The organism is Bradyrhizobium sp. SUTN9-2 (assembly GCF_003122645.1).
GTDB lineage: Bacteria > Pseudomonadota > Alphaproteobacteria > Rhizobiales > Xanthobacteraceae > Bradyrhizobium > Bradyrhizobium yuanmingense.
In genome coordinates, this window is record NZ_LAXE01000001.1 from 3,745,459 (window position 1) to 3,760,037 (window position 14,579).

The following is a 14,579-nucleotide window of genomic DNA, read 5'->3' on the forward strand; positions in this document are numbered from 1 at the left end:
GCTGTAGAAGGCCTCATGATAGGCCGAGCCTGCAGCTCGCCTCAACTAAAGGGATCATCGGATCATGGCAGTAGAGAAGGTTGCGCTCGTCACCGCCGGCGGCAGCGGCATGGGGGCGGGGGCTGCGCGGCGGCTGGCGGCGGACGGGTTTGGCGTCGCGATCCTGTCGTCCTCGGGCAAGGGCGAGGCGCTGGCGGCCGAGCTCGGCGGGCTCGGCGTTACCGGCTCGAACCAGTCGAACGACGACCTGAAGCGCCTCGTCGAGGCTGCGATGGCGAAGTGGGGACGGATCGACGTTCTCGTCAACAGCGCCGGGCACGGGCCGCGTGCCCCCATTACCGAGATCACGGACGAGCAGTGGCACACCGGCCTCGACACTTATCTCTTGAACGTGATCCGTCCGACCCGGCTGGTGACGCCGCTGATGCAGGCGCAGAAGGGCGGCGCCATCATCAACATCTCGACCGCCTGGGCGTTCGAGCCCAGCGCGATGTTCCCGACCTCGGCGGTGTTCCGCGCAGGGCTCGCCGCCTTCACCAAGATCTTCACCGACGCTTACGCGGCCGACAATGTCCGCATGAACAACGTGCTGCCGGGCTGGATCGACAGCCTGCCGCAACAGGACGCGCGGCGCGACAGCGTGCCGATGAAGCGCTACGGCAAGGTCGAAGAGGTCGCGGCGACAATCTCGTTCCTGGCCTCCGACGGCGCCGCCTACATCACCGGCCAGAACATCCGCGTCGACGGCGGGCTGATGCGCTCGGTCTGAGCGGCGGCCTCAATGTGAGGCGATGAGCCGCGCCAGCTCCGGCAGGATCTTGTAGCGGGCGATCTCGTGCGGATACTCGCCGCGATTGGCCAGCAGGACGATGCCGATCCGCCGCGCCGGCACCAGGCCGATATAGCCGGAGGCGTTGTTGAGTCCGCCGGGCTTGTCGACGATGGTGACGCCTGGAACGCGCACGGTCTCCCAGGCCAGGCCCTGTCCGAATCTTTCGTCGACGCGGAAGGCCTCGCGCTGCGTCAGCCGCAACGCCTCGCGCAAATGCGGGTCGATCGCGCGGCCGTCGACGCAGGCGGCCGCGAAGGCGGCAAGGTCGCGGGCGGAGGCGAACATCTGGCCCGTGCCGGGAAAATCGAAGTAGCTCTGCTGGTTGCCGATCGGCCCGATCGCCATGCCCTGGTCGGAATAGCCCTGGACCACGCGCTGCATCGCCGCCGCGTCCATGACGGCGCGATGGTCCGGACCGCGCTCGGGGAGGAAGGTGGAGCCCATGGCGAGGGGGCGGAGAATGCGGTGCTGGATCAGCGCATGGATCGGCTTGCCGTAGCAACGCTCGAGCACGAGCTGAAGCAGCACATAGCCGGCATGGGTGTAGACGCGTTGCCGGCCAGGTGCGATGCCGGGTGCCGGCGTGAAGGCGTTCAGCAGGGCGATGAACTGCTCGCGCGTAAACTCTTCGTTCGGCCAGGGCGGATGGTCGGTCGGCAGCAGCAGGCCCGACGTGTGCGTCGCCAACTGGCCCACAGTGACGTTGCGGATGTAGTTGCCGCTCAGCTCGGGCAGGTATTTCGGCAGACGATCGTCGAGCCGCAGCTCGCCGCGCAGCACGCCGAGCGCCACGAGCGTGGCCTCGAACGGCTTTCGCAACGAGGCGAGGTTGAACAGCGTGTCGGGCGTCACCTTCCGTCCGGTCGCATCGTCGGCGAACCCGTAGCTGAAGAACTCGACATGGCGGCCGGCATAGAGCGCTGCGGCGAGGCCGCCCGCATGGTCCGCCGTCGCGGTCGGCGCCAGCGCGCCGGCGACGATGTCGCGCATTTGCGCAATCATGTCGGAATCGGCCGAGGCGCGGCGCTGGCAAAGCGCCATCGCCATCGCAATGGACGCGGCCTGGGCGAAGACTCGCCGGGTGATCGGGGATGAGATGATAACGGGCGCCACGTGCTCTGATCGATCATGCTGATGCGCCCCCGGGATGGTTTTAGTGAGGAGGGCGCGAGGTCCCAACTCACGATTGCGCGTTGTGGGTTCCCGCCAATCCAGATCACAAAACTGAGCCGTTCGGCTAACAATTGTTGACGTCCGCGATCCTGCGTGTATAGTTAGCTTCATGGCTAACCAATTATCCAACCTCGACCAGATCTTCGCCGCGCTCGCCGATCCGACGCGGCGGGCGATCGTGATGCGGCTGTGCGCGGGCGAGGCGTCGGTCGGCGAGCTCGCCGGTCCCTTCGACATGGCGCTGCCGAGCTTCATGAAGCACATCCATGTGCTGGAGACGAGCGGGCTCGTTCAGTCCGAGAAATCGGGACGCGTGCGCACCTGCCGTCTCAGCGCGGATGCGCTGGTCGGCGCCGAGGATTGGTTCCAGCAGCAGCGCGCGGTCTGGGAAGCGCGGCTCGACCGGTTCGAGGCCTATGTGATGAAGCTCAAGAAAGAGAAGGAAAGGGCGGCCGCCAAGCGGCCGTCCCGCACAACCGAACGGAAAGGTTCCTGACAATGACTGATTTTGCCAACCCCGCTCTGTCGCAATGGTCGCTCGACCGCGAGATCGTGATGTCGCGCGTGATCGACGCGCCGCGCGATCTGGTGTTCGAGGCATGGTCCGACCCGAAGCATCTGCCGCAATGGTTCGGCCCGAACGGCTTCAAGGTCGAGACCTTCGAGATCGACGTGCGCGTCGGCGGCGTCTGGCGCTTCAACATGATCGGGCCCGACGGTACGGTCTATCCGAACCGGATGCGCTTCCGCCGCATCGAGCGGCCCTCGCTGATGGAGATGGATCACGGTACCGACCAGGATGACGATCCCCGCATGTTCCGCTTCACCGTCACCTTTGCCGAGCAGAGCAACGGCAAGACCGTGCTGATGATGCGGCAGCTGGCCTCGAGCACCGAGCAGCGCGATGGCATGATCGGCTTCGGCGCCGTCGAATACGGCTACCAGACGCTCGACAAGCTCGCGGCCTATGTGGCGGGCATGAAGCGGTGAAGGCAGTCCCGCCATTCCCGGGCCCTGAGATGGCGAGCCGGGAATGACGGCGTGCGCGAACGCATTCTGATCAAGCCGCCGTCGAAATGGCGGCTTGCCTTGTACAGGTCAGGTCAGCGCGTTGGTGACCGGCGGCTCCTGCATCTGCTCCACTTGCGCGGCGCTGTCGGGACGTGCGGGTCCAAGCACGGGCTCATCGCCGAGCGGCTCGAAGGCGGGGCGGAAGCTGAATTCGCCGCGGCCGTCGAGCGACGGACCTTGGTTGTAGCGGCCTGGCTCGAGCGGCGCTCCGCTGCGCTCGGTACCCATGAACATGTAGCTGAACTCGGTCGCTTCCTTGCTCCGGTCGAAGCTGTTCGGAATCGGCAGCGCGGCATCTCCGCCCAGCTCCTCGATCACGGCGAGCCATTGCTGTTGATGCATGGTGTCGCGCGCGATCAGGTAGCTGAGCATGTCCTGCATGCCCGGATCGCTCGTGGAGTTGAAGAGGCGCACCGCCAGCGTTCGGCCGGTGGCTTCGGCGGCCACGTTGCAATACATATCGGCGGCGAGATTGCCGCTGGCGTAGATGTGCGAACAATCGAACGGGACGCCGTCGGCGTTGGCCGGGAAGGCCGCCATGCCCGTCGACAGGATATGCCGATGCAGCATACCCTCGATCACGTGTCGCGGCCGCTCGCCGCCGGACATCACCGCGCCGACGATCGGATTGCCCTGCATGCTGCTCTCCTGCATCGTCGCCGGTGCATTTTCCAGGTTCAGGGCGACCGCGGTCGAAAGCATCTCGATGTGGCTGATCTCCTCGGTTGCGGTGTTGAGCAACACGTCGCGATATTTGGCCGGACCGCGCGCGCCCCAGGCCTGGAAGAAATATTGCAGGCAGACGCGGATCTCGCCCTCCACGCCGCCGATCGCCTGCTGCAGCTGGCGGGCGAAGATCGGATCGGGCTTCTCGACCCTGACCGGGTATTGCAGTCGCTTGTCGAAATAGTACATGCGCAACTCCTTTTTGTTCTGTCGGTATTGGCGCAATGAAGCCCGTGGGGTTGCGTTCCTAATCATCTGCAATCGCAGTTCAGATCGCTTCCAAACTCGCCGACCGCAGAGCCGAAACGGACGCGGCCCCCGCGACCGTTCCTATGCGCGTCGATAGGAAGGCACGGCGACCTCGTCGAACGATCCGGCGATGCTCGCGTCGACCAGCACCGCGACATCAGATGGTCATTGTCGTTTGGGTGAGGGCGCAACTTCGAGCTGTGACCACGCGCTGCTGTGAACGGCGGGGCGCAGCCGGCGTTCCCGCGGTCGAAGACCACGTTTGCGTTTGGCTATCGCAGGTTAGCGCTGGGTCCTTCGGCCGGAACAGGCGATGAAGACATGGTCTCTCCTGCGGCAATCAGCGCGGCCGTGTTAGGAACAATCGCCCGTGCTTCCCGGTTGCGCGAACGACGCCAGTCAAATGGAGAACAGGAAAATGGCCAATGCAGCCCGCGATACGTTCGTGGTGGGACTAGCCAATGCGCATGCGATGGAAGTGCAGGCGCGAGAGTTGATGGAGCGCCAGTCGGAGCGGCTGGACGAATATCCCGAGGTCAAGGCGAAGATCACGGCGCACCTTCAGGAGACCAATGAGCAGCTGCGTCGCCTCGAAAAGTGCCTGGAAGCCTGTGGCGAGAGCACGTCGAGCCTGAAGGATACGGCGCAGTCGGTGATGGCCAACATGATGGCCATGGCGCATTCGGTTGCCGGCGACGAGATTCTGAAGAACACTTTCGCGAACAACGCCTTCGAGAATTTCGAGATCGCCGCCTACAAGTCGCTGCTCGCGCTGTGCGGCGCGGCCGGCATGCCGGAGGCGAAGGAGCCGCTCGAGACGTCATTGAAGGAGGAGCAGCGCATGGCGGCCTGGATCGATTCCAATGTCGAGAAGGTCACCATGGAGTACCTCACGCAGCAGCGCCAGGCCGCGTAGTTCTTCGCGTTCCTCGCTGACAGCGAACCACCGGCGCGCCCCGCGGCCGGTGGTTTTTTCGCGCCGCCGGGTTCCCTGCCATCTGCGCGTGAGCCTAGGAACGATCGCTGCGATCAGGCTTTGGCAGTGATGACGCACATCATCTTCAGCGATTACCGCAATCCGGCGGCGGAGCAGGCCTACGAGATCGCCTGGGACTTTCTTACGCGAACGGGCGCCATCAGCGACGAATTCGACGCCTGCGTGTTCCTGGCGCAGCGCATCACCGTGATGGTCGAGGAGGGACACACGAATCGGATCCGCATGGCCAACCGCGCGATCTCCGAATACCAGCGCCATGCCGCGGAACGCGACGATCTCATCCGTGGCGGCGGCCGTTACGCCGAAAGGCGTTGAGCGCCGGCGAAGCGGGTTCACTCCCTGGCTTCGTCCGTGACGATGTCGCCGAGCTTCTGCCAGCGCTGGCCGTCGAACTGCACCATCTGGAACTGCTTGTTGAGGCGATAGTCCGTCGGCGTGGTCGTGACCGAGATCCCCGGGAGCGTCAGGTCGAGCTCGACGTTCTTGAGGTTGGCCGCCTGTCGCATCACGTTCTCGCGGGTCAGATCGTCGCCGCATTGCTTCAGCACTTGCACCAGGAGCTGCGCGGTGATGTAGCCGTAGACGTTCAGGTTCGAATCCTTGTCGCCCTCAGGATAGTACTTGGCCATGAAGGCGAGGTAGCGCTTCATGCCCGGGTCGTCCTTCCATTCGGGATCCGCGGCATCCTTGACGTATCCGACGCTGATGATGCCCTTGGAATTGTCGAGCCCGGCGGGCTTGAGCACGGCGCTGAGCGAGGAGGCGTTGATGTCGATGATGTGCAGCGCCTTCCAGCCGATCTCGGCGACCTTCTTGATGGCCTGCGCGGCCTGCTTCGGCGTGGTCGCGCTGAACAGCACGTCGGCGCCCGCATCCTTCAACCGCAGGATCTGCGAGTCGATCGTCGGCTCGTTGATCTCGTAGGAGGTCTCGGCGACGACCATGCTCGCCTTGTTGCCGAGGCCCGTCTTGAGGCCGGCGAGATAATCCTTGCCGAGATCGTCGTTCTGGTAGAGCACGCCGATTTTGGCGTTCGGATGGTTCTTCAGGAGGTATTGCGCATAGATCCGGCCCTCGACGAGGTAAGAGGGGTTGAAGCCCATGGTCCAGGGGAAGTTCTTTGGATCGGTGAAGCGTGCGGCGCCGGTGGCGGCGAAGAGCTGCGGGATCTTCTTGGCGTTGAGATATTTCTGAACGGCGACGTTCGGGGCGGTGCCGATGATCTGGAAGGTCAAAAGCACTTCGTCGCTTTCGACGAGCTTGCGGACCTGCTCCACCGTCTTCGGCGGCGAATAGGCATCGTCATACTGGATCAGCTCGACCTTGCGGCCGTTCACGCCGCCCTGGTCGTTGATCATCCTCAGATAGGCGGCCTGGGTCTTGCCGATCACCGCGTAGGCCGAGGCCGGGCCGCTGAGCGGCACGGTCTGGCCCACCTTGATCGCGGTGTCGGACGCGCCGGGATCGTATTTCTTTTGTGCCTGCGCTGCCGCGACCGAGAGGAGAAGGGCGGAGGCTGCGATGAATTTGGTGACGACGTTTTTCATGTCGGTTTCCTCCAGCAATCCTCATTCGCCCTTGAGGCCGGCGTCGCGGATCAGCTTGGTCCATTTCTGCGTTTCGGCGTCGATGAACTTGCTGAACTCGGCGGCGGTGCCTGGGCGCACTTCGAGGCCCTGCGCGGTCAGCTTGTCCTTGATCGCAGGCTCGGCGAGCGCCCGCAGAACCTCGGCCTGGAATTTGTCCACGATGGCGCGCGGCGTCGTGGACGGCACCATGAAGCCGTACCAGCCGGCCGCAGCCACATTGGGAAAGCCCTGCTCGCGCAGCGTCGGTGCCTGCGGATACAGCGCGCTGCGCTCGGCCGAGGCGACGCCGAGCACGGTGAACTTGCCGCTCTGGATGTAGGGCAAGGCCGTCGGCAGCGCGGTCAGTGTGGCGTCGACGCGTCCGGCGAGCAGCTCGGTGTAGGAGGCCGCATCGCCCCGGAACGGGATGTTCAAACCCTTGACGCCCGCGTCGCGGAACAGGAGCTCTCCGGCAAGATGCGGCTGCGAGCCGGCGCCTGGGGAGGCGAAGGTGAGGCCGTCGGGCTTAGATTTGCCGTAGGCGATCAGGTCGGGAAGCGTCTTGAACGGCGCGTCGGCGCTGATGATGAGGAACAGCGGCGCGATCACCACCATCGCCACCGGCGCCAGATCCTTGCGCTCATAGGTCAGCTTGCCGAACAGCGCCTCGGCGGTGGCGTAGGGCGCCGCGACATAGAGGATGGTGTAGCCGTCGCCCGGCGCATGGGCGACCATGTCGTTGGCGATGCGCGTGCCGGCGCCCGGCTTGTTCTCGACAATAAACTGCTGACGCAGGCTGCGGCCGAACTCTTCGGCGAGCAGACGCAGCGAGATGTCGTTGGACCCGCCGGGCCCGTAAGGCGAGATCAGACGGACCATGCGCGAGGGCCAGGCGTCCTCGGCATGTGCCCTCATGCCTGAGCCGGCCGCGAGCCCGCCCGCGATCGTGCCCAGCAGAGCTCGCCGCGTCACCTTGAACGATGCCACTGTTGTCTTCCTCCCTGTATTTGTTTCTCTTTTATCTGCCGCTCTTACGACCTCAGATCACCTTTCGTTGGGTGAGCTGCTCGATCCTGGCGTCCGAGAGCCCGAGCCAATCCCGGTAGACCTCGTCATTGTCCTGGCCGACGTCGCCCGCGGCATGGCGCAGGCGCGCGGGATCGACGGTGAAACGCGGCACGACATTGGTCATGGCGACCGTGCCGAAATCCCGGTCGGCAACGCGCGTGATCACCTCGCGCGCCTTCACCTGCGGGTCGTCGGCGATCTGGTCGATCGAATAGATCGGGGCGAGCGTTCCCTGCGCGGCATTGAATCTCGCGAGGACCTCGTCGAGGGGATGCGCGGCGCACCAGGCCGCGAAGATGTCGTTGAGTTCGACGGCGTGCTTGACGCGCTGCTCATTACCGGCAAAGCGCGGATCCGCGATCAGATCGGGGCGGCCGATCGCCCGGCAGTTCGCTGCAAAGAGCGCGTTGGTCGAACCTGCGAGCGTGACCCAGTGACCGTCGCGGGTGCGAAACACCGCGGCCGGTGCTGAATAACCATTGGCGTTGCCGATGCGGCTGCGAACGGTGCCGAGCTGGTCGTGCTCGATGGCGAGGACGTCGAGCAGGCGGAAGGTGGCTTCGGTCAGCGCGAGATCGATCTCCTCGCCCGGCGCATCCGGGTCGCGCGCCCGCTTCCACAGCGCTGCCAGCACGCCGACGGCGCCGAACAGGCCGCCGATCGAATCCCCGATCGGGTATCCGGGATGGGTCGGTTCGCCGTCGCTCTCGCCGGTGATGTAAGTCAGTCCGCCCATGGCCTCGAAGATGCGGGCGAAGCCGGGGCGCTCCCGATAGGGACCATCCTGCCCGAAGGCGGTGGCCCGCAGAATCACGAGACGCGGCTGGATCGACCACAGCACCTCCTTGGGAATCCCCCAGCGATCCAGCGTTCCCGGACGAAAATTCTCGATCAGCACGTCGAAGCGTGGAAGCAGCTGCTTGAACAGCGCAAGCCCTTCCGGCGTGCGCAGATCGAGCGTGGCAAACTTCTTGTTGCGGTTGGCGGCCTTCCACCACAGCGGCTTGCCGTTCTTGAACGGCGGAAACGACCGCACGCCGTCGCCGTGCCCGGGCATCTCGATCTTGAGCACGTCCGCGCCGTAGTCGGCCAGCAGCGTGGCGGCGAACGGCGCGGCGATGATCGTCGCGATGTCGAGAACCTTCAATCCTTCGAGCGGTCCAGCCATATCATGTTCCGGCGCTTGTGATTTTCTTGGTTTTGCGCGGCGGCGGCTTGAGCTCGGCCTGCCCGACGATGGCCCGGATGCTATCGGCGAGCGCCGCGATGCGCGGACCGATTTCGCCCTCGAGCTGCCCGGGCTGCAGCCGGAAGGCGGGGATGCCGCAATTGATCGAGAATGATTGTTTCGCTTCGCCGATATGAAACAGCGGCGCGGCGACGGCATGGATCGAGGCCATGTACTCGCCCCAGCAGGTGCAGAAGCCGCGGCTTTTGCATTGCGCGATGCCGGCGCGGTATTTGTCGCGGAGCGCCGACCACAATCCGGCATCCTCGGCGGCGAGATTGCGTTCCAGCCGGTCTGCATCGGCCGGCGGCAAGGTCGCCGCCGCGGCGCGGCCCATGGCGGTTATCACGACGGGAATGGGCATGCCGATGTCGGGCACGTGCGGGCCGACATCGCCGGAGCGCGCGGTCTCGACATAGATCATCGACGTCGCATCGAGCAGGCCGATCGACACCGTGCCGCGGACGCTGTGCGCCAGCTCCTGCATCATCGGCCGCGCAACCTGGCGGAATTGCATTCCAGCGAGCAGGGGATGCGCCATCCGCAGCGCCCGTGCACCGACGCGGTACTTCGACCGCTCGGCGTCGTAGCGGAGATAGCCGAGCTCGGCCAAGGTATGGGTCAGCCTCGCCACCGTCGGGCGCGGGATGCCGGTCAGCGTCGACAGCTCCATGTTGCCCAGCAGCGTGCTCCCGGCCTTGAACGCCTCGAGCACGACGAGCCCCTTGGCCAGAGTGGTGGCGAAAGCGGCGTCATCGGCGCTCTCGGCCAGCACGGCTGCGGCAGAGGAGAGCGGGCGCTGCGGCTTGGGTGAGTCAGTCGGAGCCATCCCGGAATATCAGACGGACGGATTTCGAATGTCCAATAGATTCGCCATCCATGAGAAAATTGTCCGATATGTGGACACTCGGCTCGCAGCGCTTCTTGCGCCTTCCGAGCACCGCTGGAACGACCGGGCACACAGATTTTTGTCGTGATTGCCTGTCGTTCTGTGACAGGATTATTACGACGACGTGTCAGATCGATAATTTTTGCGGAGCGGTTCATGTTGCAGTGGCAGGCGCGGTCAAATCCCCTAGCGTGGTGGTGGGGATCCCTCACGCTTGTGAGCAGCGCCAATATCCTCGTCTGGTTCATGCTCTATCGTGAGTTCTATCCGACGCCTTCGGCCAGCCTCGGTGGCGGCTCGGACATCGGGCTGATGTTCCTGCTGTGCGCCGGCTATGTGTTCGGCTGCGCCTTCCGTTCGGTGCTGCCGCGCGCCGACGTGCAGCGCATCTGCCTGTTCGACACCTGGCTCTCCAGCGTCGCCGTCGGCCGGACGGTGGCGACGGTGGCCGAGCTCTGCTTCGCCGCGCAATGGGCCATCATCCTGCATCAGCTCGGCAAGATGACGGGCGCGGAGACCGCGGTGAACATCGCGCTCGTGATCGTGCCGATCATCATCATCGCGGAATGCTTCTCCTGGTACGCGGTGGTGACGACCAACTTCCTCTACAACGCGATCGAGAATTCGCTGTGGGCTGTGACCTTCTTCCTGGCCGGCATCGCGCTATGCCGTCTGATGCCGGAATTCCAGGGCGTAGTGCGCTGGGCGCTGATGTCAGGCATCGTCGGCATCGCCTGCTTCCTTGCCTTCCTCATCACAGTCGACGTGCCGATGTATCTCAGCCGCTGGCGGGCAGGGCATGAAGAGGGCAACACATTCCTCGGCTTCCTCGAAGGGCTGCATGACGTCTCGACGCGCTGGGTGGTGACCCACGACATCGCGCACTGGAAGGGCGAGCTGACCTGGATGTTCCTGTATTTCAGCGCGGCGGTGTGGTCGAGCCTCGCGCTCTGCGCGCTCTACGCGATGGAAGGCTATCTGACGCGCTATCTCGCCTGACGGTCAGATTCCAACTTGCGCGTTCTCTGAAGCGAAGCGGTATCCACTTCGCTTCAAAGGGCTTCACTTGCCGACCAGGCTGCATTTGCTGCGATCGAGCGGGCGGAAGGCCTGGTCGGGCGGGATCGTCGCGACCAGCTTGACGAAGTCCCACGGACCCTTGGATTCCTCCGGTGTCTTGACCTGCACCAGATAGAGATCGTGCACCATGCGTTGGTCCTCGCGGATGCGGCCGTTGGGGGTGTAGGCGTCCGACACCGGCGTCGCCTTCATTTTGGCCATCACGACGGCGCCCTCATCGGAACCGGTGTCCTTCACGGCCTGCAGATAGTGGCGCACGGCGGAATAGACGCCGGCCTGAATCTGCGAGGGCATCGCCTTGCGGCGAGCATAGAAGGCATCGGAGAATTTCCGGGCTGCCGGCGAGACATCCTCGAAGAAGGAGGTGACGATGAGATCACCGCGCGTCGCTTTGAGCCCAACCGCCTCGATGTCGACGTTCTGGAACGACATCGGCACGATCTTCATGCCTTGGCTGGCGAGGCCGAACTCCTCGGCCTGCTTGATCGCGGTCGCGTTGTCGCCGGCAACGTTGATGGCCAGGATCTTGGCGCCCGACGACTGCGCCTGGAGCAGGAATGAGCTGTAATCGGGCGTGCCGAGCTGCGCCTTGACGCTGCCGGCGACCTTGCCGCCGAGTGCGGCGATGCGCTCGCGTGCGGTTACTTCGATCGAATGGCCGAAGGCGTAGTCGCCGGTGATGAAGAACCAGGGCTCCTTGCTGGTCTGCATGATGCCGGAGACCACGGCGGTCGCGGTGGAATAGGCGTCCTGGGTCCATTGCACGCTGGTTGGCGCGCACGCTTCATCGGTCAGCTGGTTCGCGCCGGCGCCGGAGATGAGGAATATCTTGCCGTTGCCGCGCACCAGCTCCTGCACCGCCAGCGCTGCGCCGGAGCTGCCGCCATCGGCGACGGCCTGGACGCCGTCGCTGAACCATTTTCGCGCCAGCGATGCGGCGAGATCCGGCTTGTTCTGGTGATCGGCCTGCAAGATCTCGATCGGCTTGCCGTTGATCTTGCCGCCGAACTCCTCGGCGGCCATTCGCGCCGCTTCGACCGAGCCCGGACCCATGGCGGTCGCGAACACGCCGTTCATGTCCGTGAGGACGCCGATGCGGATGGCCTCGCCCTTGATCACGGCCCGCGCGGGGAGGGGCGCGAGCGCAAGTGCGATCAGGAGGGTGGCGACGGAGGTGGTGCGGGTCGTGCCCATGGCGTTTCCTTGATGTTATCGTTGATTGATCGGTGTTGACGGTCAGGCCTGTTCGGCGATCACCGAGTTGCGCAAGGTGCCGATGCCGGAAATCTCGACCTCGACGGTGTCGCCGGGGCGCATCCACAGCGGCGGCGTGCGCTTGGCGCCGACACCGCCCGGCGTGCCCGTGACGATGACGTCGCCGGGCACGAGCGGGCAGATGGTGGAGATGTAGGCGATCAGCTCGGGGATGGCGGTGATCAGGAGATCCGTCGTGGTGTCCTGCACGACATTGCCGTTCAGCCTTGTCTGCAAGGTGAGCTTTGACGGATCCGGAATCTCGTCGGTCGTCACCAGCCACGGACCGAAACTGCCGCTCTCGGCAAAGGTCTTGCCGGCGAGGAATTGGCTGGTGTGGCGCTGCCAGTCGCGGATGCTGCCCTCGTTGTAGCAGGAATAGCCGGCGACGTGATCAAGCGCGCGGCCGGGGGGAATGTGACGGCCCGCCGTGCCGATGACGAGCGCGAGCTCGCCTTCGTAGTCGAAGTTGTCGCTTACCCCAGGTTTGACGATGGGCTGGAGATGGCCAACCTGGCTACAGGCGAAGCGCGCAAACAGCGCCGGCTTTTCGGTGACGGTGCGGCCGGTTTCGGCGACGTGATCGCGATAGTTGAGGCCGACGCAGATGATCTTGCCGGGACCGGGAATCACGGGCGCGAAGTTGATCTTGTCGAGCGGATGATCAGGGGCCGCGGAGGCGGCCAGCCTTGCCGCCTCGGCGAGCCGACCGATTTCGAACAGCTGCCGCAGCGTAGCGCACCCCGCCATCCGCGCGCCGAGATCGACGACACCATTGTCCTTGACGGCGCCGAAGGTGGGGCGTCCGTCCACACTGAATGAGAGCAGCTTCATGAAATGTCCTTGAGAGGGTTCGGTCAGGCCGCGGAGGGCGCTTGGACTGAAGGAATTTGGGTTGGAGGCGCGATGGCGGCGATGAGGCGGTCGAGCTCGGCCTCGTTGCGGGGGGAGCCGCGGATGTAACGGTCGGGACGAACGAGTGCGGCGATGATGCCGTGCTCGCGCAGCCAGGGCCCAAGGCCGTTGGCATCGTCGCTGGTCAGGATCTTGATCCCTGCCTGCGACAGCGCGAGACGCGATGAGAGTGCCGCCGCCGTCTCGACGAGCAGCACGTGGTTGTAGCCGGTCCGGTCATCGCTGCGGCTGGCGTCGGTCAACGTGAACTGCGGCGCGAGATGTCCGGCGAGCGGCAGGTCGCCGAACACTAGTCCGGGGCCGAGCAGGGGCTTCTTCACGTCCAGCTTGACCGGCGCGTTCTCGCGCGCTTCGCCGGCAGCAAGGCCGGCCTCGATCGCCTTGGTGTTGATGACACCGCCGAGGCGAATGGCGAGCTCGATGAACGCGCGCACATGCGGCAGCCGTTCGCTCTGATAGGTGTCGAGCAGATCGGGCGCGGCGCCTTCGCGGATCACGCTCGCCAGCTTCCAGGCGAGGTTGGCGGCATCGCGAATGCCGGCGCACATGCCTTGGCCGAGGAACGGCGGGGTCTGGTGCGCAGAATCGCCCGCGAGCAGCAATCGCCCGTTCCGCCATTGCTGCGCGATGACCGAATGGAACGTGTAGACCGCGGCGCGCTCGATCTCGGCATCGGCGGGCGTGATCCAGCGCGACAGCAGCTCCCAGACCTTCGCGGGTTGCGCAACGTCCTGCGAATCCTCGTCCGGGAGAACCGTGATCTCCCAGCGGCGCCGCGTGCCGGTGCCGCGCACGTAAGTCGCGGGCCGGCTGGGATCGCAGTGCTGAAGGCTGTAATCACCGAGGTCGTCGCGCACGCGCTTGAGCAGGACGTCGATCACGAGCCAGCGCTCGTGGAAGCCGAGGTCGTCCATGCCAGAACCGATGAAGCGGCGCACCAGCGAGCGGGCGCCGTCGCAGCCGATCACGTAACCGGCGCGGACCTCGCTGAGCCTCCCGTTGGAGAGGTCTTCGCAGCGGACGCGCACGCCGTGCTCGTCCTGATCGAGCGCGAACACCTCGCAGCGGTTGCGCAAGGTGACGTGTGGCCAGCGGGCGAGGCCACCGATCAACGCGTCCTCCAGATCCGGCTGGTGGAAGCGGTAGCTGAGATGCCAGCCCATCGGCGTCAGCGTTTGCGGACGGGACCAGTCCAGCAGCATGCGGCCGGCTGCATCGAGAAACAGCATGCCGGGACTGAGAATGACGTGCGGCAGGATCGCCTCGGCAAGCCCGATGGTCTGGAACACGCGCATGCATTCATCGTCGAAATGCACCGCGCGCGGCAGATGATAGGTCCGCGCCTCGCGCTCCAGCACCAGAGTCCGCACGCCGCACAGGCCGAGCAGGTTGGCGAGCGTGGCGCCCACCGGCCCGCGGCCGACGATCACGACGTCAAACTCTTCCGGGGTGGATTTATCTTGCATGGGGTATCTCTTCCCCAAGCAGGGCCGGCGCATCAACGCCGGCGCGGCAAGTGTCCGCCCAGC

Annotated in this window: 15 protein-coding genes; 6 read left to right on the top strand and 9 right to left on the bottom strand. The window is 65.1% G+C overall.

From position 1 onward, the window contains the following. Positions 1–64: 64 nt before the first annotated feature. Positions 65–769: an SDR family oxidoreductase gene (locus XF30_RS17405; protein ID WP_036013481.1), complete on the top strand. Its 705-nt coding sequence runs from the start codon at positions 65–67 to the stop codon at positions 767–769. 9 nt (positions 770–778) lie between these two features. Here the strand turns inward: XF30_RS17405 and XF30_RS17410 are convergent, their stop codons facing one another. Further along, positions 779–1,945, bottom strand: a complete 1,167-nt coding sequence (locus XF30_RS17410; RefSeq protein WP_502696117.1) for a serine hydrolase — start codon at positions 1,943–1,945, stop codon at positions 779–781. A gap of 169 nt (positions 1,946–2,114) precedes the next feature. On the opposite strand from XF30_RS17410, the gene XF30_RS17415 reads away from it, so the two are divergent. Together XF30_RS17415 and XF30_RS17420 are read left to right on the top strand one after the other, a co-directional pair. Next, on the top strand, positions 2,115–2,501 hold the full coding sequence (locus XF30_RS17415; protein WP_036029077.1) for an ArsR/SmtB family transcription factor: 387 nt from the start codon (positions 2,115–2,117) through the stop codon (positions 2,499–2,501). 2 nt (positions 2,502–2,503) lie between these two features. Further along, positions 2,504–2,995 (top strand): SRPBCC family protein, encoded by a 492-nt coding sequence (locus XF30_RS17420; protein ID WP_109143386.1) that lies wholly within the window; start codon positions 2,504–2,506, stop codon positions 2,993–2,995. Positions 2,996–3,103: 108 nt separating this feature from the next. On the opposite strand, the gene XF30_RS17425 is transcribed toward XF30_RS17420, so the two are convergent. After that, positions 3,104–3,991 carry a manganese catalase family protein gene (locus XF30_RS17425; protein ID WP_036013489.1) on the bottom strand — a complete coding sequence of 296 codons (888 nt, stop codon included), beginning with the start codon at positions 3,989–3,991 and terminating at the stop codon, positions 3,104–3,106. 478 nt (positions 3,992–4,469) lie between these two features. Here XF30_RS17425 and XF30_RS17430 point away from each other — a divergent pair, with 478 nt between their 5' ends. Both XF30_RS17430 and XF30_RS17435 read left to right on the top strand, forming a co-directional pair. After that, the gene (locus tag XF30_RS17430) at positions 4,470–4,967 is read left to right on the top strand and encodes a ferritin-like domain-containing protein (RefSeq protein ID WP_109145749.1); all 498 of its coding nucleotides are present in this window, start codon (positions 4,470–4,472) and stop codon (positions 4,965–4,967) included. A 129-nt stretch (positions 4,968–5,096) separates the two neighbouring features. Beyond that, positions 5,097–5,363, top strand: a complete 267-nt coding sequence (locus tag XF30_RS17435; protein WP_081493004.1) for a hypothetical protein — start codon at positions 5,097–5,099, stop codon at positions 5,361–5,363. 17 nt (positions 5,364–5,380) lie between these two features. Here the strand turns inward: XF30_RS17435 and XF30_RS17440 are convergent, their stop codons facing one another. Genes XF30_RS17440 through XF30_RS17455 form a run of 4 tightly spaced genes read right to left on the bottom strand, consistent with a single transcriptional unit; the run spans position 5,381 to position 9,741 of the window. Next, a complete protein-coding gene (locus tag XF30_RS17440; protein ID WP_109143387.1) occupies positions 5,381–6,595 on the bottom strand; it encodes an ABC transporter substrate-binding protein in 1,215 nt (404 codons plus the stop codon). A 21-nt stretch (positions 6,596–6,616) separates the two neighbouring features. Next, positions 6,617–7,603, bottom strand: coding sequence for a Bug family tripartite tricarboxylate transporter substrate binding protein (locus XF30_RS17445; RefSeq protein ID WP_036013495.1), 987 nt, complete (start codon positions 7,601–7,603; stop codon positions 6,617–6,619). Positions 7,604–7,655: 52 nt separating this feature from the next. Next, a complete protein-coding gene (locus tag XF30_RS17450; RefSeq protein WP_109143388.1) occupies positions 7,656–8,852 on the bottom strand; it encodes a CaiB/BaiF CoA transferase family protein in 1,197 nt (398 codons plus the stop codon). Between the two features lies 1 nt (position 8,853). After that, a complete protein-coding gene (locus XF30_RS17455; RefSeq protein ID WP_109143389.1) occupies positions 8,854–9,741 on the bottom strand; it encodes an IclR family transcriptional regulator in 888 nt (295 codons plus the stop codon). Positions 9,742–9,957: 216 nt separating this feature from the next. Between XF30_RS17455 and XF30_RS17460 the strand changes: the two genes are divergently transcribed. Then, a complete protein-coding gene (locus XF30_RS17460; protein WP_036013504.1) occupies positions 9,958–10,800 on the top strand; it encodes a hypothetical protein in 843 nt (280 codons plus the stop codon). A 63-nt stretch (positions 10,801–10,863) separates the two neighbouring features. Here XF30_RS17460 and XF30_RS17465 read toward each other — a convergent pair whose 3' ends face one another. Genes XF30_RS17465 through mhpA form a run of 3 tightly spaced genes read right to left on the bottom strand, consistent with a single transcriptional unit; the run spans position 10,864 to position 14,516 of the window. Beyond that, a complete protein-coding gene (locus XF30_RS17465) occupies positions 10,864–12,075 on the bottom strand; it encodes an ABC transporter substrate-binding protein (protein WP_109143390.1) in 1,212 nt (403 codons plus the stop codon). A 42-nt stretch (positions 12,076–12,117) separates the two neighbouring features. Then, positions 12,118–12,969 carry a fumarylacetoacetate hydrolase family protein gene (locus XF30_RS17470; protein ID WP_109143391.1) on the bottom strand — a complete coding sequence of 284 codons (852 nt, stop codon included), beginning with the start codon at positions 12,967–12,969 and terminating at the stop codon, positions 12,118–12,120. A gap of 23 nt (positions 12,970–12,992) precedes the next feature. Next, on the bottom strand, positions 12,993–14,516 hold the full coding sequence (gene mhpA, locus XF30_RS17475; RefSeq protein WP_109143392.1) for a bifunctional 3-(3-hydroxy-phenyl)propionate/3-hydroxycinnamic acid hydroxylase MhpA: 1,524 nt from the start codon (positions 14,514–14,516) through the stop codon (positions 12,993–12,995). Positions 14,517–14,579: the final 63 nt, after the last annotated feature.

Bases quoted from the DNA above. Each gene is read 5' to 3' on its own strand.
- XF30_RS17450 (WP_109143388.1), bottom strand. From the start codon at position 8,852: ATGGCTGGACCGCTCGAAGGATTGAAGGTTCTCGACATCGCGACGATC.
- XF30_RS17455 (WP_109143389.1), bottom strand. From the start codon at position 9,741: ATGGCTCCGACTGACTCACCCAAGCCGCAGCGCCCGCTCTCCTCTGCC.
- XF30_RS17465 (WP_109143390.1), bottom strand. From the start codon at position 12,075: ATGGGCACGACCCGCACCACCTCCGTCGCCACCCTCCTGATCGCACTT.
- XF30_RS17420 (WP_109143386.1), top strand. From the start codon at position 2,504: ATGACTGATTTTGCCAACCCCGCTCTGTCGCAATGGTCGCTCGACCGC.
- XF30_RS17415 (WP_036029077.1), top strand. From the start codon at position 2,115: ATGGCTAACCAATTATCCAACCTCGACCAGATCTTCGCCGCGCTCGCC.
- XF30_RS17430 (WP_109145749.1), top strand. From the start codon at position 4,470: ATGGCCAATGCAGCCCGCGATACGTTCGTGGTGGGACTAGCCAATGCG.
- XF30_RS17425 (WP_036013489.1), bottom strand. From the start codon at position 3,991: ATGTACTATTTCGACAAGCGACTGCAATACCCGGTCAGGGTCGAGAAG.
- mhpA (WP_109143392.1), bottom strand. From the start codon at position 14,516: ATGCAAGATAAATCCACCCCGGAAGAGTTTGACGTCGTGATCGTCGGC.
- XF30_RS17470 (WP_109143391.1), bottom strand. From the start codon at position 12,969: ATGAAGCTGCTCTCATTCAGTGTGGACGGACGCCCCACCTTCGGCGCC.
- XF30_RS17405 (WP_036013481.1), top strand. From the start codon at position 65: ATGGCAGTAGAGAAGGTTGCGCTCGTCACCGCCGGCGGCAGCGGCATG.
- XF30_RS17440 (WP_109143387.1), bottom strand. From the start codon at position 6,595: ATGAAAAACGTCGTCACCAAATTCATCGCAGCCTCCGCCCTTCTCCTC.
- XF30_RS17460 (WP_036013504.1), top strand. From the start codon at position 9,958: ATGTTGCAGTGGCAGGCGCGGTCAAATCCCCTAGCGTGGTGGTGGGGA.
- XF30_RS17435 (WP_081493004.1), top strand. From the start codon at position 5,097: ATGACGCACATCATCTTCAGCGATTACCGCAATCCGGCGGCGGAGCAG.